At 70.3% G+C, this 23,240-nt stretch carries 15 protein-coding genes and 1 tRNA gene; 7 read left to right on the forward strand and 9 right to left on the reverse strand.

Annotation, left to right across the window (positions count from 1 at the left end; translation table 11 throughout):
• Positions 1-8: 8 nt before the first annotated feature.
• The 3 genes from BO64_RS06515 to BO64_RS06525 form a co-directional block, all read right to left on the reverse strand.
• The gene (locus BO64_RS06515) at positions 9-1,043 is read right to left on the reverse strand and encodes a sulfate ABC transporter substrate-binding protein (RefSeq protein WP_496402886.1); all 1,035 of its coding nucleotides are present in this window, start codon (positions 1,041-1,043) and stop codon (positions 9-11) included.
• A gap of 273 nt (positions 1,044-1,316) precedes the next feature.
• The gene (locus tag BO64_RS06520; protein WP_496402475.1) at positions 1,317-3,788 is read right to left on the reverse strand and encodes a TonB-dependent receptor; all 2,472 of its coding nucleotides are present in this window, start codon (positions 3,786-3,788) and stop codon (positions 1,317-1,319) included.
• A 100-nt stretch (positions 3,789-3,888) separates the two neighbouring features.
• The gene (locus BO64_RS06525; RefSeq protein ID WP_496402476.1) at positions 3,889-4,893 is read right to left on the reverse strand and encodes an NAD(P)H-dependent flavin oxidoreductase; all 1,005 of its coding nucleotides are present in this window, start codon (positions 4,891-4,893) and stop codon (positions 3,889-3,891) included.
• 132 nt (positions 4,894-5,025) lie between these two features.
• Between BO64_RS06525 and BO64_RS06530 the strand changes: the two genes are divergently transcribed.
• Complete coding sequence (locus tag BO64_RS06530; RefSeq protein WP_496402477.1) at positions 5,026-6,276, forward strand: acetyl-CoA C-acetyltransferase; 1,251 nt, start codon at positions 5,026-5,028, stop codon at positions 6,274-6,276.
• A gap of 85 nt (positions 6,277-6,361) precedes the next feature.
• On the opposite strand, the gene BO64_RS06535 is transcribed toward BO64_RS06530, so the two are convergent.
• Positions 6,362-7,606, reverse strand: a complete 1,245-nt coding sequence (locus tag BO64_RS06535; RefSeq protein WP_496402478.1) for a mechanosensitive ion channel — start codon at positions 7,604-7,606, stop codon at positions 6,362-6,364.
• Positions 7,607-7,722: 116 nt separating this feature from the next.
• Between BO64_RS06535 and BO64_RS06540 the strand changes: the two genes are divergently transcribed.
• The 3 genes from BO64_RS06540 (at position 7,723) to BO64_RS06550 (ending at position 12,172) form a co-directional block, all read left to right on the forward strand.
• Positions 7,723-9,144, forward strand: coding sequence for a methylmalonyl-CoA mutase family protein (locus tag BO64_RS06540; RefSeq protein ID WP_496402479.1), 1,422 nt, complete (start codon positions 7,723-7,725; stop codon positions 9,142-9,144).
• On the forward strand, positions 9,141-11,300 hold the full coding sequence (gene scpA / locus BO64_RS06545) for a methylmalonyl-CoA mutase (RefSeq protein ID WP_496402480.1): 2,160 nt from the start codon (positions 9,141-9,143) through the stop codon (positions 11,298-11,300). The genes BO64_RS06540 and scpA overlap by 4 nt, the downstream gene beginning before the upstream one ends.
• 236 nt (positions 11,301-11,536) lie before the next feature.
• Positions 11,537-12,172 (forward strand): superoxide dismutase, encoded by a 636-nt coding sequence (locus tag BO64_RS06550; RefSeq protein ID WP_496402481.1) that lies wholly within the window; start codon positions 11,537-11,539, stop codon positions 12,170-12,172.
• On the opposite strand, the gene BO64_RS06555 is transcribed toward BO64_RS06550, so the two are convergent.
• Positions 12,169-14,256 (reverse strand): winged helix-turn-helix domain-containing protein, encoded by a 2,088-nt coding sequence (locus BO64_RS06555; RefSeq protein ID WP_496402482.1) that lies wholly within the window; start codon positions 14,254-14,256, stop codon positions 12,169-12,171. The genes BO64_RS06550 and BO64_RS06555 overlap by 4 nt on opposite strands.
• A gap of 104 nt (positions 14,257-14,360) precedes the next feature.
• Between BO64_RS06555 and BO64_RS06560 the strand changes: the two genes are divergently transcribed.
• Positions 14,361-16,262 carry a TonB-dependent siderophore receptor gene (locus BO64_RS06560; protein WP_496402483.1) on the forward strand — a complete coding sequence of 634 codons (1,902 nt, stop codon included), beginning with the start codon at positions 14,361-14,363 and terminating at the stop codon, positions 16,260-16,262.
• Here BO64_RS06560 and BO64_RS06565 read toward each other — a convergent pair.
• Positions 16,259-17,293 (reverse strand): hypothetical protein, encoded by a 1,035-nt coding sequence (locus BO64_RS06565; protein WP_496402484.1) that lies wholly within the window; start codon positions 17,291-17,293, stop codon positions 16,259-16,261. The two genes, BO64_RS06560 and BO64_RS06565, sit on opposite strands and share 4 nt — an antisense overlap.
• Positions 17,294-17,375: 82 nt before the next feature.
• A complete protein-coding gene (locus BO64_RS06570; RefSeq protein ID WP_496402485.1) occupies positions 17,376-20,621 on the reverse strand; it encodes an amidohydrolase family protein in 3,246 nt (1,081 codons plus the stop codon).
• 101 nt (positions 20,622-20,722) lie between these two features.
• Between BO64_RS06570 and BO64_RS06575 the strand changes: the two genes are divergently transcribed.
• On the forward strand, positions 20,723-21,229 hold the full coding sequence (locus tag BO64_RS06575) for an FKBP-type peptidyl-prolyl cis-trans isomerase (protein ID WP_496402486.1): 507 nt from the start codon (positions 20,723-20,725) through the stop codon (positions 21,227-21,229).
• Positions 21,230-21,248: 19 nt separating this feature from the next.
• Here BO64_RS06575 and BO64_RS06580 read toward each other — a convergent pair whose 3' ends face one another.
• Positions 21,249-21,665, reverse strand: coding sequence for a DUF983 domain-containing protein (locus tag BO64_RS06580; protein WP_496402487.1), 417 nt, complete (start codon positions 21,663-21,665; stop codon positions 21,249-21,251).
• A 65-nt stretch (positions 21,666-21,730) separates the two neighbouring features.
• Between BO64_RS06580 and BO64_RS06585 the strand changes: the two genes are divergently transcribed.
• A complete protein-coding gene (locus BO64_RS06585) occupies positions 21,731-23,125 on the forward strand; it encodes an aminotransferase-like domain-containing protein (RefSeq protein ID WP_496402488.1) in 1,395 nt (464 codons plus the stop codon).
• A 12-nt stretch (positions 23,126-23,137) separates the two neighbouring features.
• Here the strand turns inward: BO64_RS06585 and BO64_RS06590 are convergent.
• A tRNA-Leu gene (locus tag BO64_RS06590) sits at positions 23,138-23,226 on the reverse strand.
• Positions 23,227-23,240: the final 14 nt, after the last annotated feature.

Below are 23,240 nucleotides of genomic sequence, written 5' to 3' on the forward strand. Positions count from 1 at the left end.
TCCTGGACCTAGCGCCGGTAGATGCGGTCGAAGACGCCGCCGTCTGCGAAGTGCGTGGCGTGCGCCTTGCGCCAGCCGCCGAACTGGCCGTCCACCGTCACCAGCGGCAGCTCGCGGAACTTGCCGCGATACTTGGCCAGCGCCTTCTCGTTCCGCGGACGGAAGTGGTTCTTGCCGATCAGGTCCTGCGCCAGCGGGCTGTAGAGGAAGTTCAGATAGGCCTGGGCCTGGAGGCGGGTCTTCTTCCGGTCGACGTTGCGGTCGACCAGCGCCACCGTCGGTTCGGCCAGGATCGAGAGGCTGGGATAGACGATGTCGAACTTCGGCCCGAACTCCGCCAGCGACAGATAGGCCTCGTTCTCCCAGGCGATCAGCACATCGCCCAGGCCGCGCTCGGCGAAGGTGGTGGTGGCGCCCCGGGCGCCGGTGTCGAGAACCGGCACGTTGCGGAACAGCTGACGCAGATAGGCCTCCGCCGACTGCGGCGAGCCGCTCGGCCGTTTCAGGGCCCAGGCATAGGCCGCCAGATAGTTCCACCGCGCCCCGCCCGAGGTTTTCGGATTTGGCGTGATGACCTTCACGTCCGGCCGCACCAGGTCGGACCAGTCCCGGATCCGCTTCGGATTGCCCTTCCGCGCCAGGAACACGATGGTCGAGGTGTAGGGAGCCGAATTATGCGGCAGGCGGCTCTGCCAGTTGGCCGGCAGCAGCTTGGCTCGGGCGGCGATCTCGTCGATGTCGTAGGCCAGCGCCAGGGTGACCACATCGGCCTCGAGGCCGTCGATCACCGACCGCGCCTGCTTGCCCGACCCGCCGTGGCTCTGGTTGATGGTCAGCGACTGGCCGGTGCGCTCGCGCCAGTAGCGGGCGAAGGCGGCGTTGATGTCCTTGTAGAGCTCGCGCGTCGGATCATAGCTGACGTTCAGCAGCGACAGTTGGCGGGCCCGAGACTGGGCCTCGGCCATCTGCGGCAGGATCAGCGCGCTGGCGCCGGCGGCGCCCGCGGCCAGCAGGCGGCGGCGGTTCAGGTCCGAGTGGGTCATGGCGTCAGGTCCTGTGGGCTCGGGCTTGGAACGCATCATGTCGCGCGGCGTCGTCGCCACGGATCTTGGTCACGTATGGCAAGTCTACCCCGCCCGCCTCGAACTTCGGATAGGTGCGCGACACGGCCCTCGTCGTCCCGCCTTGGTTACGGCGGGTTACATACGGCCCGAACTCCGATCGAGTAAGTTGGATTTGTTGCGGGGCGCGCCAGAATTTCTGCGGCCGGAACCTGGTGTGGTTCCGGCCGCAGCGCGCCTCTCGCCGGTACGCCGCTAGAACTCGGCGCGGATGGTCACGCCGTAGGTGCGGGGGTCGCCCGGCTGGCCAGCGATCAGGCCCGTGTTGCTCGGCCCCACCACCAGCACCTCGAAGTAGTCTTCGTCGAGGGCGTTGCGCACCCAGCCGAACACATTGAGGCCGTCTGGCGTGCGGAAGCCGGCCCGGAAGTTCGACAGGGCGTAGCCGTCCACCCAGGTGTAGATCGACGGCGAGGCGTTGGACGAGAAGTTCGACCGATAAGTCCCGTCGTAACCCAGGTAGAACTGGCCCTCCCTGCCCAGGAAGGCGCCCGGCGCATTGACCTCGCCGCCGAACGAGAAGCTCCACTTGGAGACGCCCGGCAGGCGTTGGCCGGAGATGTCGCAGTTGGCGGGGCTCAGCCCCCCGGGCGTGCCCGGCGCGCTGGGCGTCTGGCCCGGGCCCACCGTCGTGCCGCCGGCCAGCTCCGGCGGGCACGGGGCGTCGACGAAGCGCACGTACTTGGCGTCGGTGTAGGCGCCGTTGGCGTAGGCCTTGAACCGCTCGCTCGGCTGCACCTGGAAGTCGAACTCGACCCCCTGGCTGCGCACCTTGCCGGCGTTGGCGAGGTAGCCCCGCAGCACCCCCAGTTGTCCGTTGGTCACGGTGGCCTGGTAGTCCTTGATGTCGGTGCGGAAGGCCGAAAGGTTCAGGGTCGCGCGACGCTCCCAGAACTGGGTCTTCAGGCCGGCCTCGAAGTGGTTCACGTCCTCAGGCTTGATGGCCCCGGCCGACAGGATCGGCTGGCCGGCCGCGTCCGTGGGCAGGCCGTTCTGGTTGATGCCGCCGGTCTTGAACGTCTTGGCGTAGGTCGCATAGCCGAGAATGTCGGGCGCGAAGGCGTAGCTGGCCGTCAGGTCGTAGCTGAAGTTCCAGTCGCTGAACTCGGGCGTGCTGAGCTGCGGCGTGAAGATCGCCAGTTGAGCGACGCGGACGGCGCTGGTCTCCCCGGCCAGAACGGGCTGGCCCTGGCCATCGAAGACGCGGCGCTCGTAGTAGCCTTCCTTCTTGTCGTAGTTCAGGCGCACGCCCGGTTGCAGCGTGAAGGCGTCGGTGATCTTCCAGCTCGCCTGCCCGAAGAACGCCAGGCTCTCCGCCTTCAGGTACTGGGTGTTGATGGCCGTCAGGCCGGCCAGGACGCTGGGGTCGTTGGCCAGGGCGCTGGACGGATTGATGTTCCAGCGGCTGGAGGCCGGGCCGTGCTGCTCGGTGCCCTGGGTGTCGATCCGCTGCTTGAAGGCGAACAGGCCCGCCACAGCGTCGATGCGGTCGTTGGAGTAGTTGTACCGCAGCTCCTGCGAATACTGGTCCTGCTGCGAGGGATTCTGCGACTTCGAGACGATGGGCAGGCCCAGGTAGTCGCGGTCGTTCTCGGGCTTCCAGTCCCAGAACCGCCAGGCAGTGATCGAGGTCAGGGTTCCCGGGCCGACGTTCCAGACAACCCGCGCCGAGGCGCCGCCGATCTTGTTGCCGGCGTTCAGGCTGGCGTCCACGTCCGTCACCCGGTCGAACGGATTGGTGCTCGGCGCCGCGTAGTTCTGGGCGGCGGCCAGGGCTTCATACTGCCGGTTCAGCGGCCGCTGGGTGGCGCCGGTGCGCACATAAATCTGCGCGCAACACTCGGCGTCCTGCTTGTTGTAGTCCCCCGACAGCGTGATCTTCAGGTCGTCGTTCGGCTGGTACAGCAGCTGGCCGCGCAGGCCGAGGTTGTCCTGACCGTTCACGTACTGGTCGCTGGTGACATTGTAGATCGTGCCCCGGCGGGTGGTGGTGGTCACCGCGAAGCGCGCGGCCAAAGTCTCGGTCAGCGGGCCAGAGACCGCCGCCTTGGCCTGCTTGAAGTCGAGATTGCCGAACGTCACCTCGGCGTTGGCCTCGAAGTCGAAGGTCGGCTGATTGGTGGTGATGTTCACCGCCCCGGCGGTGGTGTTCTTGCCGTACAGCGTCCCCTGCGGCCCGCGCAGCACCTCGACCCGCGCCACGTCCAGGAAGTCGAACGTCGCCGCCGAGACCCGCGAGTTGTAGACGTCGTCCACATAGATGCCGACGCCCTGCTCGAAGCCGTCGCTGGTCAGGCCGAAGGGCACGCCTAGGCCGCGGATATTCAGCGACGTGTTCCGCGGGTTGGTCGAATAGTACTGCAGGGTGGGCGCGAGCTGCGTCAGGCGGCTGACGTTGAAGGCCCCGGTATCGGCGAGCTGCGTCCCGGCCATCACCGAGACCGCCAGCGGGATGTCCTGCACCGTCTCTTCCCGCCGGCGGGCGGTGACGATCAGCTCCTCGACGCCTACCGGCGCGGGCGCGTCCGCCACGGTGGAAACGTCCGCCGCCGCTGCGCCCGCGTCCACAGCGCCGGCCGTCTGCGCCAGGGCTGCCGGCGCAGCGCTGCAGAGAAGGCTCGCCAAGGCGAACGATCGGATCGCTCCGCTGAGCGCGCTGCGAGACATGGCTTATTCCCCCAATTCCTATCTGGTCTGGGGGATAAACACCGTTATTCCTATTGGCGCACTCTGAATAAGCTGGAGCGCGCCGCAGAAATTCTGAAAGCTACTCGGCGGCCAGCAACGCCCGGCCGGGCGTGAAGGACGTTTTCTCCGCCAGTTCCGCCTTGGCCTTCTCGTATTCCTCGGCGAGCCGCGCGATCAGATCGGCCGCCGCGGGCACGTCCTTCACCACCCCGATGCCCTGGCCGCAGCCCCAGATGTCGCGCCAAGCCTTGGACTTCTGATTGCCGCCCGAGCCGAAGTTCATCTTCGACGGGTCGCTTTCGGGCAGGTTGTCCGGATCCAGCCCCGCCGCCCGGATCGACGGCGCCAGGTAGTTGCCGTGCACGCCCGTGAACAGGTTCGAATAGACGATGTCCGTCGCGCTCGAGGCGACGATCATGTCCTTGTAGGCCTGTTCGGCGTTGGCCTCCTTGGTGGCGATGAACACCGAGCCCATGTAGGCTAGGTCCGCGCCCAGGGCCTGGGCGCCTAGGATGGCGCGGCCGCTGGCGATGGAGCCCGACAGGGCGATCGGCCCGTCGAACCACTCGCGGATCTCCTGCACCAGGGCGAAGGGCGACAGGGTGCCGGCATGGCCCCCGGCCCCGGCGGCCACCGTGATCAGGCCGTCGGCCCCCTTCTCGACCGCCTTGCGGGCGAAGCGGTCGTTGATCACGTCGTGCAGGACCACGCCGCCGTAGGAATGGACGGCCGCGTTCACATCCTCCCGGGCGCCCAGCGAGGTAATGACGATCGGCGCCTTCCACTTGGTGGAGGCCTCCAGGTCATGCTCGAGCCGGTCGTTGGTCTTGTGGACGATGTGGTTCACGGCGAACGGCGCCGAGGGGGTGTCCGGATGGTCGCGGTCCCAGGCCGCCAGTTCCTCGGTGATCCGGTGCAGCCACTCGTCCAGCAGCGAAGCCGGCCTGGCGTTCAGCGCCGGAAACGAACCCACGATCCCCGCCTTGCACTGGGCGATCACTAGGTCGGGGTTCGAGATGATGAACAGCGGGCTCGCGATCACCGGCAGACGGAGGCGGTCGCGCAGGACGGGCGGCAGGGCCATGGAGTCACCTCGAACGGTTGTTAGATTTACAGCGTATGGTCGCCACGCCCCATGGGCAACACGCATTTGTCGCTGGACTGACGCTACGGCCGCCGGAGAACTGTCGCGCCGAATTTGAGGGGAGGAACCCGTATGCCCGAAGCCCTGATCATCGACGCCTGTCGCACTCCGCGCGGCATCGGCAAGGTCGGCAAGGGCGCTCTGGCCGACCACCATCCGCAGCATCTCGCCGCCACGGTGCTCAAGGCCATCGCCGAGCGCAACAATCTCAAGACTGAGGAAGTCGACGACATCATCTGGGGCACCTCGTCCCAGCGCGGCAAGCAGGGGGGCGACCTCGGCCGGATGGCCGCCCTCGACGCCGGCTTCGACGTGCGCGCCAGCGGCGTCACCCTCGACCGCTTCTGCGGCTCCGGCATCACCGCCGTGAACCTCGCCGCCGCCCAGATCATGTCCGGCATGGAGGACCTCGTCATCGCGGGCGGCACCGAGATGATGAGCTACACCGCCGCCACCGCCAGCACCCAGGGCCCCGACGGCGGCCCGGCGCTGATCGATTCCGGCAACACCCGCCTGCGCGCCAAGCATCCGCAGTCGCACCAGGGCGTCTGCGCCGACGCCATCGCCACCATGGAGGGGATTTCCCGCGAGGCGCTGGACGAGCTTGCCTATGTCTCCCAGCAGCGCGCCGCCAAGGCCATCGCCGAAGGCGCTTTCGACCGGGCCCTGGTGCCGGTCTATCGCGAAGACGGGACCGTGGCCCTCGACCGCGAGGAGTTCCCGCGCCCGCAGACCACCCGTGAGGGCCTTGCGGCCCTTAAGCCCTCGTTCGAGGCCATGGCCCATGTGCCCCTGGACGAGCAAGGCACGACCCTCGCCGGCCTCATCAACCGGGTCTATCCCGATCTGAAGATCAAGCACTTCCACCACGCCGGGAACTCGTCGGGCGTGGTCGACGGCGCCGCCGCCGTCCTGCTGGCCTCGCCGGAGTACGCCAGGAAGAATGGCCTGAAGCCCCGCGCCCGGGTCGTCGCCATGGCCAATGTCGGCGATTCCCCGACCCTGATGCTCAACGCCCCGGTGCCGGCCGCGACGAAGGTGCTCAAGAAGGCCGGCCTGACGCCCGACGACATCGACCTGTGGGAAATCAACGAGGCCTTCGCGGTGGTGGCGGAGAAGTTCATCCGCGACCTCAACCTCGATCGCGAGAAGGTCAATGTGAACGGCGGAGCCATGGCGCTGGGCCACCCGATCGGCGCCACCGGCGCCATCCTGATCGGGACTGTCGTCGACGAACTGGAGCGCCGCGGCCTCAAGCGCGGCCTGGTCACCATGTGCGCCGCCGGCGGCATGGCTCCGGCCATCATCGTCGAACGGATCTAGGCGTTTCGCCCCGCGGGGCGGTCAGCCTGACGAACAAGGGGCCGCGCGGAGATGTCCGCGCGGCCCTTCTTCGTTTGGCCTAAGGTCAGGGCCTCGGCCCGCCCCTGGTCCACTTCTCCAGCAGCCGGGCAGCCGCCTCCCGCCCGCCGATGCCGAAGGCCAGGGCCGCGGCTACGGCCGCCGAGCCCAGGATCAGGCCGAAGGCGAGAATCACGATCTCGTCGGCGATGCCCATGAAGCGCAGGCCCATGGCGGTGGCCAGAGCGATGGTGGCCCACTTCACGATGTCCGAGGCGAAGCCGTCCGCGCCATTGGTCGACCGGTCGATCAGGCCCGACAGGAAGTTCGCGATCATCACCCCGATGGCGATGATCACCCCGCCGAAGAGCACATGGCCGGCCAGTTCCAGAATCTCGGTGAGCATCACGGCGATGGCGGCGAAGGCCAGCAGCCGGGCGGCCTCCACGGCCGAGAACAGCATGATCGCCACCAGCGCCAGCCGCGCCACCACCTTGGAGGGCGTGAGCCTCACCGGAGCGGCACCGGCCGGGATCTCTGCCTCCGCCCCGGCCTCAGCCTCGGCCGACGGTTCGGCGGGACCGACGCCGAGGGCCTGCAGGCTGCGGTCAAAGCCCAGCGAGGGCAGCAGCTGTTCCAGCAGGCTCGCCACCCAGCGGCCGATCACGAAGGCCACCGCCAGCACGATGGCCGCCGCCAGCACCCGCGGCAGGGCGTCCAGCACCGTGGCCAGCACCGCCACCGCCGGATCGGAGATGGCGCTGAGGCCCAGCTGCTGCAGGGCGGCGATGGTCACCGGGATGATGATCAGCACGAAGACCAGGGTCCCCACGGTCCGCGACAGGCCCGAGGCGCCAGTGACCCGCGACAGGCCCGCCCGCTCCAGCCAGCTGTCCATCCGGGCCGCGGCCAGGCCTGCTTCCACCACTCGCCGGGCGAGGGTCGCCACGATGAAGCCCACGAAGAAGATCACCACCGCCCCGATCAGGTTCGGGATGAAGGCGGTGACCTCGATCAGCAGGCCGTTCAGCGGCGCCACGATGGTGGTCAGCTCCAGCACGGTCAGGGCGCCGATCATCCCCACCAGCAGCACCAGCCAGTAGGCCAGCTGGCCAAGCTGGTAGCCCACTGTTTCCTTGGGATCGGCCTCGGCGTTGTGCTGCTTGGCGCCGGGCATCCGGTCGATGACGCGCGCCAGTCCCCACTGGGCCGCCTTCGCCAGGAAATGGGCGACGATGAGGATGACGATGGCCACGGCCACCCGCGGCCCCCAGTCGATCAGGATGTCCTGGGTTCGATAGTCGACGGGCATGGTGTTCCTCCCGGGCTTGATTGCCGAATTTGCGCCGAGTCGCCCGTCCTGCCGATCAAGCCTCCGTCACGCTGGGTGAACTTGACGCGCCCGCGCGTGGGGGCCCATCTGCCCCCATGTCGGACGCACGCCTCCTGGACCCCGGTTTCACCCCTGCGGGCGAGGACGCCTGGCGCGCCCTCGTCGCCAAGACCCTCGGGGACAAGCCCTTCGACAGCCTGGTGAAATCCACGGCCGAGGGCCTGGCGATCCAGCCGCTGTATCCGCAGGCCGCCAAGGCCGCCGCCTTCCCGCCCCGGCCGTTCGACGCCGAGCGCCCCTGGGACTTGCGCACGCTGACGGCCCATCCGGACCCCGCCCGCGCCAACGCCGAATTGCTGGCCGACCTGTCGGGCGGCGCGGCCTCGGTGACGGTGAAAATCGATCCCACCGGCCAGGCGGGCGTCGCCATCGGCTCGGCCGACCATCTCGCCCTGGCGCTCAAGGACGTCATCGTCGAACTGGCCCCGGTGGGCCTGGATGCGGGCTTCCTTGGCCCCAAGGCCGCCGACTGGCTCCACGCCGTCGCCAAGTCCTCACCGGGAGCCAAGCTCAATTTCAACCTCGATCCGTTGGGCGCCTTCGCCGAGACGGGCGCGAGCCCCGGGCCTATCGAGAGCCATCTGGTCAGCGCCGCCACCGTCGCCGTGCGCCTCGCCCAGCCCTATCCCAACGCCCAGCTGTTCCTGGCCTCGGGCCGCGTCGCCCACGAGGCCGGCGGCGGCGAGGCGCTGGAGGTGGCGTTCGCAGCCGCCTCCGCGATCGCCTACGCCAAGGCCCTGGTGCGGGCCGGCCTGCCCATGGCCGAGGCCTTCGCCCGCATCACCCTCGGCCTCAGCGCCGACGCCGACTACTTCCTGGTCATCGCCAAGCTGCGCGCGGCGCGGGTGGTCTGGGCCCGCATCGCCGGCGCGTGTGGGGCCGATCCCCTGGCGAGGATCGAGGCCCGCTCCTCGCGCCGGATGCTGGCGGCCAAGGACGCCTACACCAACATGATCCGGCTTACCGCCGCCGGCTTCGGGGCGGCGGTCGGCGGGGCCGATGCGGTCCAGCTCGGCGCCTTCACCGATGCGGTCGGCCTGCCCACCGCCTTCGCCCGCCGCCAGAGCCGCAACACCCAGCTCGTGCTGATGGAAGAGGCCGCCATCGGTCGCGTCGCCGACCCGGCCGCCGGCTCGGGCTATATCGAGGCCCTCACCGACGAGATCGCCCGCGCCGCCTGGGCGAGGTTCCAGGCCATCGAGGCCGCCGGCGGCCTCATCGCCGCCCTCGAGAAGGGCGACATCGCCCGTGAGGTCGAGGCCGCCAACGCCGCCCGGGGCGAGCTGAAGATCGTCGGCGTCACCGCCTTCCCGCCCGCCGAGGACGCCCCGGTCGAGGTGGAGCCGCCTGCGGCCCAGCCGGTCTCGGCCCCAGATCCCCGCCTGCCCGGTCCCGACGGCCGGTGCGTGGCCCTCAAGCCCATGCGGCTGTCCGAAAAGTACGAGGCGGCGCAATGAGCAGCTTCCCCGATTTCGCATCCCTGCCCTTCGAGGCCGAGAGTCCGACCTGCCCCGCGCCCGCCGGCGCGGCCTGGGAGACGCCCGAAGGCGTGGCGGTGAAGCCGGCCTACGGCCCGGCCGATTCCGCGGCCTTCGCCAAGCTCACCGGCTATCCGGGGCTGGCGCCCTACGTCCGCGGCCCCTACCCGACCATGTACGCCACCAACCCGTGGACCATCCGCCAGTACGCGGGCTTCTCCACGGCCGAGGACTCCAACGCCTTCTACCGCCGCAACCTGGCGGCCGGTCAGATGGGCCTGTCCATCGCCTTCGATCTCGCCACCCACCGGGGCTACGATTCCGACCACCCCCGGGTCACCGGCGATGTCGGCATGGCGGGCGTGGCCATCGACTCCATCCTCGACATGCGCACGCTGTTCGACGGCATCCCGCTCGACCGGATGAGCGTGTCCATGACTATGAACGGCGCCGTGCTGCCGATCCTGGCGCTCTACATCGTGGCGGCCGAGGAACAGGGCGTCCCGCACGAAAAGCTCACGGGCACGATCCAGAACGACATCCTCAAGGAGTTCCTGGTCCGGAACACCTACATCTATCCGCCCGGCCCCTCGATGCGGATCATCGCGGACATCTTCGCCTACACGTCGAAGGAGATGCCGCGGTTCAACTCGATCTCGATCAGCGGCTATCACATCCAGGAAGCCGGGGCGACGCTGGACCTGGAGCTCGCCTACACCCTAGCCGACGGCATCGAATACGTCCGCGCGGGCGTCGCCGCCGGCATGACGGTGGACCAGTTCGCGCCGCGCCTGTCGTTCTTCTGGAACGCCGGCATGAACGTCTTCATGGAGATCGCCAAGCAGCGGGCCGCGCGCCTGCTCTGGGCCAAGCTCATGAAGCAGGAGTTCGACCCCAAGGACCCCCGCTCGCTCTCCCTGCGCGCCCATACCCAGACCTCCGGCTGGTCCCTCGCCGCCCAGGACGTGTTCAACAACGTCGCCCGCACGGCCATCGAGGCGATGGCGGCCACCGGCGGCCAGACCCAGAGCCTGCACACCAATTCGCTGGACGAGGCCCTGGCTCTGCCCACCGACTTCTCGGCCCGCATCGCCCGCAACACCCAGCTGTTCATCCAGCTGGAGAGCGGCCAGACCCGGGTGGTCGACCCCTGGGGCGGCAGCCACTACGTCGAGGCCCTCACCGCCGCCCTCGCCGAGCGCGCGCTGGCCCACATCGCCGAGGTGGAGGCCCTGGGCGGCATGGCCAAGGCCATCGAGGACGGCTTGCCCAAGCGCCGCATCGAGGAAGCCTCGGCCCGCACCCAGGCCCGCATCGATTCCGGCCACCAGACCGTCGTCGGCGTGAACCGCTACCGGCCCGAGGTCGCCGACGAGATCCCGGTGCTGAAGGTGGACAACTCGGCCGTCCGCAACGCCCAGATCGCCAAGCTCGCCCGCCTGAAGGCCGAGCGCGATCCCGAAGCGGTCGCCGCGGCCCTCGACGCCCTTACCGCCGGCGCGGCGGGCAATGGCAACCTGCTCGAACTGTCCGTGGCCGCCGCCCGGGCCAAGGCCACGGTGGGCGAGATCTCCTACGCCCTCGAGAAGGTGTTCGGCCGGCACAAGGCCCACGCCGACGCCGTGCGGGGCGTCTATCTACGCGAGGCGGGCGATACGCCGGCCGGCCAGCGCGCCAAGGCCATGGCCGAGGCTTTCCGGCAGGCGGACGGCCGCAAGCCTCGCGTGCTGGTGGCCAAGATGGGCCAGGACGGCCACGACCGTGGCCAGAAGGTGATCGCCTCGGGCTTCGCCGACCTCGGTTTCGACGTGGATATCGGCGACCTGTTCCAGACGCCGGCCGAGACCGCCGCCCAGGCGGTGCGCGACAATGTCCATGCGGTGGGCGCAAGCTCCCTCGCCGCCGGCCACCTGACGCTCGTGCCCGAGCTGAAGGCCGAACTCGCCAAGCTGGGCCGTCCCGACATTGTGGTCTTCGTCGGCGGCGTCATTCCGCCCGAGGACTTCAAGGCCCTGGAGGAGATGGGGGTGGCGGCGATCTTCCCGCCCGGCACCGTCGTCCCCGAGGCGGCCATCGAGGTCCTGGAGCGCCTGAACGAACAGCTCGGCTACGCCCAGGAGACGGCCGCGCAGTAGACGCCGGCTCCGCCGTGGGGCGGGCGTCTCCCCCTCATCGACGCCGCCGCCTCCGGGCAGAAACGGCCCGCGCCGGCCCATGTCCCGGGCGCGCATAGCTGCGAGTCGATCTCAAGTGAAGGGAAGAGGTTTCCCTCGGAGGCGACATTGACCATTTAACCGGAACGCCTCGGCCATTCCGCGGTTGAATCGCCGACCGGCGGCATTCCTGTTCCTTTTATCAGGGGAAACCCGACATGTACGTCCTGCCCGAGCTTCCGTACGCCCATGAGGCCCTTGAGCCGGTGGTCTCCGCCGACACCCTGCGGACCCACCACGGCAAGCACCACAAGGCCTACGTCGACAAGACGAACGAACTCGCCGCCCAGGCAGGGCTTGCGGATCGCCCGCTCGAGGACGTGGTGCGCGAGGCGCGCCGGACCGGCGACCAGAAGCTGTTCAACCAGTCGGGCCAGGCCTGGAACCACGCCTTCTTCTGGCAGTGCATGACCCCCGACTACCGCGCTCCGCAGGGCGAGCTCGCCGCCGCCATCGAGGCCTTCGGCGGCCTCGCCAAGCTGAAGGAAGTCTTTGTCGCGGAGGGCGTCGGCCACTTCGCGTCGGGCTGGGCCTGGCTGCTCGCCGGTCCGGACGGCCTGAAGGTCACCTCCTACCACGACGGCGACACCGCCCTCGTCCATGAGGACGGCTTCCCGCTGCTCGTCTGCGACGTGTGGGAGCACGCCTACTATCTGGACTACAAGAACGACCGGAAGGGCTTCCTGGAGCGCTGGTTCGACGAGGCTGTGAACTGGGCCTTCGTGGAAGCCCAGTACGCCGCGGCCAAGGGCCAGGGCGAAGGCTACCGCTACCCGGCGCCGACCGCCGGCTAACGCCCGGCGCTCAGGTCGAACATCCCGAGATCGACCTGTTCATCCAGACTGCGCGAGATCAGCCCCCGGCCGTCGGGCCCGGCGCCGATCTCGCCGGTCATCGTCGGGACCTCGGCGATCCGCCGGGCCGGGCCGCTCCAGGGCTGGAGCCAGACCGCCGCCGGCCCCTTGCCCCGGGCGCGCTTGATGAAGATGCCGTCTCGCCCCACCGCCCAGGAATCCGACGGGCCCAGGGTTGCTGACGGTCCGCCGCCGTCCAGGGGGCCGGCGCTGGCGCCCCCTACGGTCTCACCGAACAACCGCCCATCCGGCCCGATCTTCAGGGCCCATACGCCGTCCTGGCCCGTAGGCATCGGCCCGCCGCGGCCGTCCGCCGCGAGTTCCATCACCCGGTAACGCCGCGCCTGGCGCTCCACATATCGGATGCGCCCGTCCGCCCCCCACACCGGGTCCAGCTTGTCACGCCCGTCCGAGGTGATGACCCGCAGCCGCGAGCCGTCCCGGCCGACGGTGTAGATCTCGGCCCGCCGCCCCTTCACGCCCACGAACACCAGGCTCTGCCCGTCCGGCGACCAGGACGGGGAATGGACGTACGAGCCGCCCATGCGGGTCAGCCGCACCGACTGGCCGTCCGGCCGGGTGACCCACAGCTCCGCCCCGCCGCTGCGGTCCGAGGCGTAGGCCACCGTCCCATCGGGCGCGGCCTCGGGATCCCAGTCGCTGCCCATGGCGTCCGTGACCGGATGGATCGCCCCGTCCGGCGCGACCGCGGCGATGTTGGTGCGGCTGCGCGGCGCCTCCACCACCAGCCGGTTGCGCCGGTCGATGGACATGCGGCTGAAGGTGACCCGGCCGACTGCCAGTCCGATCCGCTTCGGCGGTTCGTTGCGAGCGGTGTCGATGGTCCACAGGCCGAACTCGCCGCCCCGGTTCGACGAATAGAAGATGTGCCGGCTGTCCGCCGACCAAACATAGCCTGCGGCCTTCCAGCCGTCGGTGGTCAGCGCCCGCTCGCGGCCGGTCTTCAGGTCCTTGAGGTAGAGGTCGTCGGCCCCGTGCAGGAGGCTGCGGCGGAAGGCGATGTATCGCCCGTTGGGCGACACGCTCGGGTCTGCATCGCCCAGGGTGTCCACCGGCGGCGAGGTCAGGTCGCGCATCGCCCCGCTCGTCAGGTTCACCGCCCGGATGCGGTAGAGGAGATCGCCCCTGGGCCGGTCGCCGATGGCCAGGGTGTCGTCGTCCAGCCAGCCCACCCGGGTGTAGGTGGAGGATTCGCAGCGCGCCGCCACGCGCTCGGGGCCCAGCGGAACGGGCGCCACCACCAGGGCGCAGGCGCCGTCCGGATAGCTGCGCACGAACACCACCCGGTCGCCCCGCGGCGACCAGGCGCCGCTGTGGTCGTCGGCGGGGTCGGTGGTGATCCGCACCGGCGTCCCCTGGTCCACGCCCCGGATGTAGAGGTCGCGCCCCACCGTGGAGTCCGGCCGCTGGGCATAGACCAGCTGCTGGCCGTCGGGAGAAATCGCCGGGTGGGTTTCCATGCCCAACTCCGCCGTCAGCGGGCGGTAGGCCTCCGTGGTCCACGCCACCGGCCGCGGGCTCAGCGCTAGCCAGGCCGCGCCCGCGAGCACGACCAGCACCGCGCCCCCCGCCGCGATCCAGCGCCAGGGCGGGACTCGCCGCACCAGCGCAGCCTCGACCACCGCCGGGCGCGGCGCCATCGGCCCCGGTCGCGGGCGGGTCTCGTCCACCTGCAGGCGGTAGCCCACCGTGGGGATCGTATCGAGCCGGATGCACGGATTGTCCGACAGCGCCTTGCGCAGTTGCGCCACGCAGCGGTTCAGCGCCCCCTCGGTGACGATGCGCCCTTCCCAGCAAAGGTCGATCAGTTCGTCGCGGCTGACCGGCTGGCCGCGGGCGCGATGCAGCGCCACCAGCACCTTCATCACCCGCGGTTCCAGGGCGGTGACGTGGCCGTTCGTCTCCACCTCAAGGGCGGAGGGCCGCACCAGCGTGCCGGCCAGCGCGAAGGGCAGCTCGCGGGCGAGCGCCAGCTTCGGCCACAGGGCGACATGCTCGTTCATCGCGAAACCATCACGAATAAATCACGTCCGCCGCCACGCCTTCCCCGCGGCAACATCCGACAACCCGGCCGGTCTGAACACCCCAGTTCGCCCGGATTACAGGGATGTCACGTATCATCGTTCCGATTTTCGCGGGAGCCGCCATCGCCGCCCCCGCCGCCGCCCAGGACAACGCCCTCCGCTCAGCAGCCGACGCCTTCGGCGAGCGCGTGGGGGTCGAGCAGATCGGCCTCTACAACGAAGGCCAGGTCCGGGGCTTCGACCTCAACAACTCCGGCGCCTACCGGATCAACGACGCCTACTTCGCCCGGAGCGCGGGTCTGAACGACCCGGTGCTGGCGGGGGTCAGCGTGCGTGTGGGCGTCAACGTCACCCGCCTCGCCTACCCCGCGCCGTCGGGCGTGGTGAACTATCGCCTGCGCGAGCCCACGGGCGCGAACGGCTTCAGCGTCGGCGCCGGCCTGCGCGACTTCGGGACTCACACCGTCGAGTTCAACGGCTCCTGGCGCGACGAGGCCGACAGGTTCGGCCTCGCCGGCGGCCTGGTCTGGCGTCCCGTAGTCCGCTGGGCTCCGGGCACTGAGGGCAAGGCCCTGGACGGAGGGCTCGTCGGCCGCTGGCGGCTCTCGGACCGCCAGACGCTCCGCGCCTTCGCCACCGCCTATGTCCGCGACTATGACGGCGACTGGGCCGCCAAGCCCGCGGACGGCGCTACGCCGCCCAAGGTCCGCCGGCAGCACAACTATTCCCCCGACTGGGCCCGGGTGGATGCGACCAACGCCAACTTCGGCGCCCTCTACTCCGGCGCCTTCGGGCCGTGGTCGGTGGACCTGTCGGCCGTCCACTCGGTGTTCGATGTCCGCCGCAGCGACTTCACCCTCCTGGAGATCCGGGCGGACGGCTCCGCCGAGGCCACCACCTTCCTCAACCCGGCCAAGACCAACACCGCCGATTCCGCCGAGGCCCGCGTCGGCCGTGTCTTCCAGACCGGCGACTTCAGCCACCTGGTCAGCGCCTCGGTCCGGGCTCGCCGAAGTGACGTAGAACTTGCCAGCGGCCTCGCAACGCCCTTGGGCCCGCTCACCCTCGCCACCGACGTCGCGCCGTCCTCCGAGCCCGAGTGGCGCGGCGATCACGGCCGGGACGTGGTGGAGCAGGACACCGCCTCCGTCGGCTACGGCCTCGTCTGGGCCGATCGGCTGCAGGTCCGCCTGGGCGCCCACCGCACCCGCTACGACAAGCAGGTCCTCACCGTCGACGGCGTCCACACCCGCGCGATCGAGGAGAGCACGCTCTACAACGCCTCGGCCGTCTGGAGCCTTTCGCCTCGCACCAGCCTGTTCGGAAGCTGGGTGACGGGTCTCGAGGAATCCGGCGTCGCGCCCCAGAACGCCACCAACGGCAATGAGGTCCTGGCCCCTGTGGAGGCCGAGCAGTTCGAACTCGGCGTGCGCCACGCCTTTGCCGACAACCTCACCATCATCGGCGCCGTTTTCGAGGTCTCCAAGCCCACCACCGGCATGCGGCCCGACGGCTCGTTCGGCTTCGTGGGCGAGGTGCGGCACCGGGGCGTCGAGGCCTTCCTGGCCGGCCGCCTGGACGGCCGGACCAGCGTCGTCCTGGGCGCCGTGGCCTTCCAGCCGAAGGTCTCGGGCGATCTGGTGGACGCCGGCCTGGTGGGCGACCGCGCGGCGGGCGTCTCAGATTTCGTGGCCAACGCCAGCATCGAGCGGCAGCTGGGCGACGGCTGGTCGGTCGACGCCCAGCTCAGCTACGATAGCGCCCGCTGGGGCGACGTGCGTAACAGCTTCCGCACGCCCGGCCAGGCGCTCCTCAATCTGGGTGCTCGCCGGCGCTTCGAGCTCGGTGGCCGCCCGGCCCAGTTCCGGCTCCTGGCGTCCAACGTCACCGGCAGCGCGGGCTGGTGGGCCTCGCGCTCCGGCCTCTTCTATCCGGTGGCGCCGCCCACCGTGCGCGCCATGCTGACGGCGAACTTCGGCGGCTAGTCGGCGCCCGCCTGGGCCTGGAGCTTGCCGCCCTTGGCCGAGACCATCAGCTTGACCAGCTCCTCGGTGACGCGCGGCTCCAGGCCCTCGGTGTGGCCCTTGTCCATCCGCACCACGTCGGCCACCACTCGGCCGTCCTGGCACTTGTCGAAGGTCCAGGCCTGGGCGACGCCCGGCCGGGCCTTCATGCCCCACACCTTGTAGCCGGCGCGCTCATAGTCCCAGACGTGGCCCGGCTTGTCGTCGACGATGTCCTGACGCCGCACGCGCGGGCCGCAGCCGAACCGCTCCGCCAGGGGCGAGGTCTCGGGCAGGCTCTCGATCTCGTACTCGCCCACGGTGAAGATATGCGAGAAGTCGCAGGCGGGCGGCGCCTGCGGCGGCAGCGCGCCCCATGGACGCGCATCCGGCGGCGAGCCGTCGGCCTTCGGCGGACCGAACCGCGCCACGAAGGGCGCCTGCCCCACGCGGCCGCCCGACAGGCTCAGCCAGCCGTCCACCTTGTCCTTGAAGTAATCGCTGCAGACGATCCGGCTGGAGGTCATGCCCCCCTGGCTGTGGCCGGCGAGCCAGAAGGCGCGGATGTTCGACCGCCCGAAGGTCCCCAGCACCCATTCGGTGATGTTCTGCAGGTGCGCATCGTCCGCCGCCGCGTCCCACCGGCGCACGGGCGTGGTCGTGGCCGCCGTCGGGGTCGCCACCACCAGCCGGTACTTCTCCTTGTAGTCGGCCACCGGGAAGTAGTGACGCTGCCAGTTGCCCACCGATCCGGCGCCGTGGAGGTTCAGGATGAACACCACCTTCTCGCCGGGCTTCAGGTCGCAGGGATAGTCCAGCCAGAACTTGCGGCCGGTCTTCTCGTCCACGGCGTTACCGAAATTCGCCAGGTCCCCGCTCGTGACGCAGGCCTCGCCTTCGCAGCGGGCAGGCGGCGGGTTGGTGCAGGCCACGCCCGCCACATCCCCGGCCAGCGCCGGCCCGGCCCAAAGCGTGAGCGCTCCGACGGCGGCGCCCCAAACGGTCTTCGACATGGTCTTCACTCTCCAGAAACGCCGTTCGATGCGGCGCTTTGGGGAGGAAAATCGGGGCGCAACCTTGCAGACGTATTTCAGATCATTCCCACCAGTAGCGGCCACGCTTGCGATCGCCGGTCACCACCTCGTTCAGGGTCGCCGGGTCGTACAGCCGCCCGCCCAGCATCACCCGGTGGATCTTCTCCGAGTTGCGGATGTCGGCGACGGGATCGGCGTCCAGCACCACCAGGTCCGCCAGCTTCCCGGCCTCCAGCGAGCCGATGTCGGCGTCCATGCCCAGCGACCTGGCTGAGACGATGGTCCCCGCCGCCAGCGCCTCCAGCGGGCTCATCCCGCCGCGCACGAACGACCACAGCTCCCAGTGCGAGCCGATGCCGGCCTGCTGGCCATGGGCGCCGATCGAGACCAGTACGCCACGCTTGGCCAGCTTGTGGGCCTCCCGGGCGTTGTCGTCGTCCACATAGTCCTCTTCCGGGGCGATCGGGCGCCGGGCGTTGTCCGCGGCGAGCTGGGCCGGCGGAATATGGGCCTTCAGCAGCGGCTGCTCCCAGACATTGGTGTGCGCGCGCCAGTAACGGTCGCCGTCGAGGCCGCCGAAGGTGACGATCGGCGTCGGCGTGTAGTTGGTGGTGGCCTGGCTGAAGTAGCTCAGGACGTCCTCGTACAGCCGCAGCTGCGGGATGTTGTGCTCGAGGGTGGAGTTGCCATCGGCGACGATGGTCATGTCCTGGCCGAACATCGCCCCGCCCTCGGCCACCACCTGCATGTTCTCCCGGCGGGCGGCCTCCACCACCATCATCCGCTGGTCGCGGCGCGGCTGGTTGTAGTTCTTCACGCTGTGCCCGCCCTGCGCCTTCAGGCGCCGCACATGCGCGATGGCGTCGTCCAGGGTGTTGATCTCGGCATAGCCGCCCGGCGCCTTGGCCCCGTAGACCACCTCGCCGGTGGAGAAGATGCGCGGCCCCAGGATCAGCCCCGCCCGCTGCATCTGCTGGGCGGCGAACACCTCGGCGGCGCGGCTCGACGGGTCGTGGATCGTGGTGGTCCCGAGGGCCAGGTTGACCATCAGCGACCAGTTCTGCTGCGGCACCAGTTCGTCGACGCCGTACGGGCCGTGGGCATGGGCGTCCACCAGCCCCGGGATGATGGTCTTGCCCGCCAGGTCGACGGTCTTGGCGCCCGCCGGAACCTGCACCTGGCCGCGCCGCCCCACGGCGGCGATCCGGTCGCCCTGGATGACGATGACGCCGTCCTCGATAATCCCACCGTCGGGCCCGGCCATGGTGACGATCCGCGCGCCGGTGAGCGCAATCGTCCCCGTGGGCTTGTCGGCCGCCACCTCGATCGCCAGCGAGACGCCAGTCGTCGGGGGCTCGAACTTCGGCGCGTCCTCGCCGGCCGGGGCCGAGCGGAACAAGGCCGGCGTCGAGACCGTGTACACGGTCGGCCCCACGCTCCAGTGGAGCTGCCCGCCGTTCTGCGACCAGTGCATCCAGTTGGCGCCGCCGAAGCTCGCCCGGGTCACCGGCAGCGGCCCGCCCTTCTGGTCCACCGCCACCTCCTGGCCGCCCGGCATCAGCGGCATGACGTGGACCTCGTAGTTCTGCCGGAAGGCGAAGTACTGGCCGTCGGGCGAGACCGCGTAGTCGTTCACCAGCTCGCCCTGGGCGTGGACCCGCCGGGCCTCCCCGTTCAGGTCGGTGGAGACCAGCTGCTGCTTGCCCTTCTCCGAACCCACCATGAACACGCGGTCGCTCGAGGCGCCGAAGTGGGGCGAGCTCATGTCGCGAGCGATCCGCTCGGGCGTCCCGCCGCTCGCCGCGACCCGGTAGACGCCGGGGTTCTCGGACCAGGCGCGGGCGGTGAGATAGCCGCCGGCGTTCTTCTCGAAGACGATCGTCTTGCCATCCGGCGAGAACTGTGGCCGGGCGTAGTGCCCGGGCTGTTCGGTCACATCCTTGGGCGTCCCGCCCGAGGCGGCCACGGTGCGGATGCGGCCCAGCCCGGCATCGGTCCAGCTCACGAAGACGATGCTCCGCCCGTCTCGCGACCAGGCGGGCCACAGCTCGAAGCTGTCGTCATTGGTGCGGGTCAGCCGCCGCGGCGCGCCGCCGGCCATCGGCTTCACGTAGAGCTTGCCGAGGTTCTCATAGACCACCTGCCGGCCATCGGGCGAGACGGCGGCGAAGCGCGTCATGTGGGTGGTGAAGCGGTCAGCGGCGACCTCCACCTTGGGATGCGGGGCCTCGATCACGGTGCGGGTGTCGCTCACCCGAAACGGGATCACCTGCGCTCCCGTGCCATCGGCGTTCACCCGGCGGATCTTGCCGCCGGCCCAGAACACCAGGCTCTTGGAATCCGGGGTCCAGGCGAGGTTCGGATAGAGACCGATGACCGCCCAGGTCTCCTGCATGTCCGGGTCGAGGTCGGCGTAGACCTTCCGCTCCACGCCCGAGGCCAGGTCCTTGACCCACAGGGCGGACTTGGTCCGCTCCCGGCGGATGAAGGCCAAGCTCTTGCCGTCCGGCGAGGGCGCCGGCCGCACCGAGCCGCCCGCCCCGGCGGCCACGGTCGAGACCTCGCCCGTCGCAAGGTCGTAGCGCTCGATGTTGAACAGGTCGGTGTTGGAGTCCTGGGCGTATTCGAAGATCGGCCCCGGGGTGATGTTGCGGGTGTAGTAGATCGCCTTGCCGTCCGGCGCGAAGACCGGCTCGCCGAGCTCCTTCTGATGCTGCTCGTTCGGCCGCTTCACCAGCGGCACGCCGCCGCCGCCCGAGACGTGGTAGAGCCACACCTCGCCGGTGCCGAGCGAGCGGCCCGTGGTGAAGTGCTTCTTGGCGGCGATGAAACGCCCGTCCGGGCTCCAGGTGGGCTGGTTCAGGAGTCGGAAGTCCTCCTTCGTCACCTGCCGCTTGTCCGAACCGTCGAGGTTCATCACCCAGATGTTGTCGCCGCCGCCCCGGTCCGAGGTAAAGGCAATGCGCTTGCCGTCGGGGGAGAAGCGCGGCTGCACCTCCCAGGCCAGGCCCTCGGCGATCCGCGTGGGCGCGCCGCCGGTGATCGGCATCACATAGATGTCCCCCAGCAGGGCGAAGGCGATGGTGCGGCCGTCTGGGCTGACGTCCAGGTCCATCCAGGTGCCTTCGTCCACGTCGATGCGCACCTCGCGGAGGCGTGCCACCGTGGGCGGGTTGTTCACGTCCCAGCCGGCGGGCTTGGCGCTCGCCGTCGGCGCCGCCGCCGGACTGGTCGCGGGCGGCTGCTGGGCGAACGCCGGCGTGATGCCGATCGAGGCGGCGACGAACAACGCGAGCTTGGACTTCATGGGGTCCCCCTTGTGGCGGCGTCATTGGTAGCAAGCCGAGCCTTGCGCGCAACGCCCGCAAGCCCGACGGTGCCCGTCGCCAATCGGGAGAGTCGGGAAAGATGATCCGCCAGATCGCCGTCGCCGCGAGCTGTCTTGTGCTCGCCGCCTGCGCCACACAGCCCACGGCGGCCCCGCCTGCCGAAGCCGCGTCCATGGATCCGCAAGGGCGCTGGGAGCAGGGCCAGGCCGCCTATCTCGCCTGGAACGCCCGCCGCCCCGGCTGGAAGACCACCGACAGCGGCCTGCAGTACAAGGTGGTCAAGCGCGCCCGGGCGTCTGCCCCCAGGCCGGCGCCGGGGGCCACGGTCACCATCCACTACACCGGCACGTTAATCGACGGGCGGACGTTCGACTCGTCCCGCGACCGGGGCGAGCGGGCCACCTTCCCCCTCGACCGGCTCATCCCGGGCTGGCAGGAGGGCGTGCCGATGATGCGGGTGGGTGAGCGCTGGCTGTTCGCCATCCCCGCCGACCTCGCCTACGGCAATCGCAACCGGGCGCCGATCCCCAACGGCAGCGCCCTGCTCTTCGACATCGAGTTGATCGCCATCGAGGGCGAGAGCTGAGCCCTCGCGCCTTCAGCCCTTACCTGCCGCTGGGCTTGTAACCCTTGGGCGCCCGGCCGTGCGTGCCCGTGCTTTCCCAGCGGGCCTCTTCGGCCCGGTGCACGTACTGCTCGGCGACCATCCAGGCCTTCACCGGCCGCAGGGCGCCAAGGCAGCCGATGATCAGCGCCGGGAACACCACGGCGAGCTGGGCCCAGATCGGCGGCTGAGCCATCACCGCCCAGACGCCCCAGAAGGTCGTCACGATCACCGCCACGCCGCTCATCACGAAGAAGGCGGGGCCGTCCGCCGGATCGGCGAAGCTGAGGTCGAGGCCGCAGTTGTCGCAGGCGGGGGCGACCTTCAGGAAGCCTTCGAAAACCCGGCCCTCGCCGCAGCGCGGGCACCGGCACCGCAGGCCGGCGACGATGGTGGGGGGCGACGTGCGCTCCGACATGACAGGCCCTTCCATACAATCCGGATTGCAGTCCGTACAATCCGAACATAATGTATGGATCGCGGATGCCTGATACAAGCCCCACGCCTGACCGCCCTGCAGCCGAGACCTGGCTGTCCCGGGTACGGCGCGAAGGGCCGCTCTACCTCGCCATCGCCGACGCCCTTGCCGAGGCCGTGCGGAGCGGCGAACTCCAGCCCGGGGAGCGGTTGCCGCCCCAACGGACCGTCGCCGAACGCCTGGGGATCGACCTCACCACCGTCACCCGGGCCTATGCCGCCGCCCGCGACCGCGGCCTGCTGGAGGGGACCGTCGGCCGAGGCACCTTCGTCCGCGCTCGCCCCGAGGCCGACGAGGCTGGGGTGGTCGACCTCTCCATGAACCTGCCGCCCCCGCCGGAGGGGCTCGCCATCGGCCGCCTTCTCCAGGAGACCGCCGCGGCGATCCTCCAGCGTACTGATGCGGCGACGCTGATGGCCTATCACCCCGGCGCGGGCGCCCTCGGACAGCGGCTGGCGGGCGCCCGCTGGCTGGCCCCGGTCCTGGGCGAGGTTCCGGCGGACCGGGTGCTGGTCAGCCCTGGCGCCCAGGCGGCGCTGGCCGCCGTCCTCGCCTGCCTCTGCCGCCCGGGCGATACGGTGATCGCCGAGGCCCTCACCTATCCCGGCTTCCGCGCCGTGGCGGCCCAGCAGGGCCTTCGAGCCGTCCCCTTGGCGTCCGACACCGAGGGCCCTGACCTCGAGGCCCTGGGACGGCTCTGCGCCGAGCATCGGCCTGCCGCCCTGTACCTCGTCCCCACCATGCAGAACCCCACGGCCACCAGCCTGGGCCTCGATCGCCGGCGGGAAATCGTCCGCATCGCCGCCGCGGCGGGGACACGCATCATCGAGGACGACCCCTACAGCCGGCTGGGCGAGGCGCCGATGCCAGCGCTGGCCGCCCTCGCGCCGGATCAGGTGATCCATATCGCCACCCTCTCCAAGTGCCTGACCCCCGGCCTTCGCATCGCCTATGTGGTCGCCCCGCCGGACGAAGCGCCGCGGATCGCCGACGCCCTTCGGGCCGTCGCCCTGATGGCCGCCCCGCTCATGGCCGCCATCGCCACCAGCTGGATTCGTGAAGGGACCGCCGAGACAGTTCTCGCCGCGGTCCGCGCCGAGGCCCGCGCCCGTCGGGCCCTGGCCGCCGAAGCGATCCCCCAGGCCCTCGGCGCGCCCGAAAGCCTGCATGTCTGGCTGCCGCTGCCGGCCGGCGCCTCGGCCGATCGCCTGCGCGCGGCGGCGCAAGGCCGGGGCCTTGCCCTCACCACCGCCGAAGCCTTCGCCCTTTCCGACACAGCCCCCAACGGCGTGCGCATTTCCCTGGGCGGGGCGCCCCGCCGGGCGGTCCTGGCCGAGGCCCTGCGCACGGTGGGCCAGCTCGCGAATGCGCCGCCCGGGACCGGGCCCACTGTCGTCTAGGGCGGGAAGGTTTGGTGCGGGCGGCCGGGATCGAACCGGCACGAGCCTTGCGGCCCTACGGATTTTAAGTCCGTTGCGTCTACCAGTTTCGCCACGCCCGCATCGGCTGCGACGC

The organism is Phenylobacterium composti DSM 19425 (genome assembly GCF_059568645.1).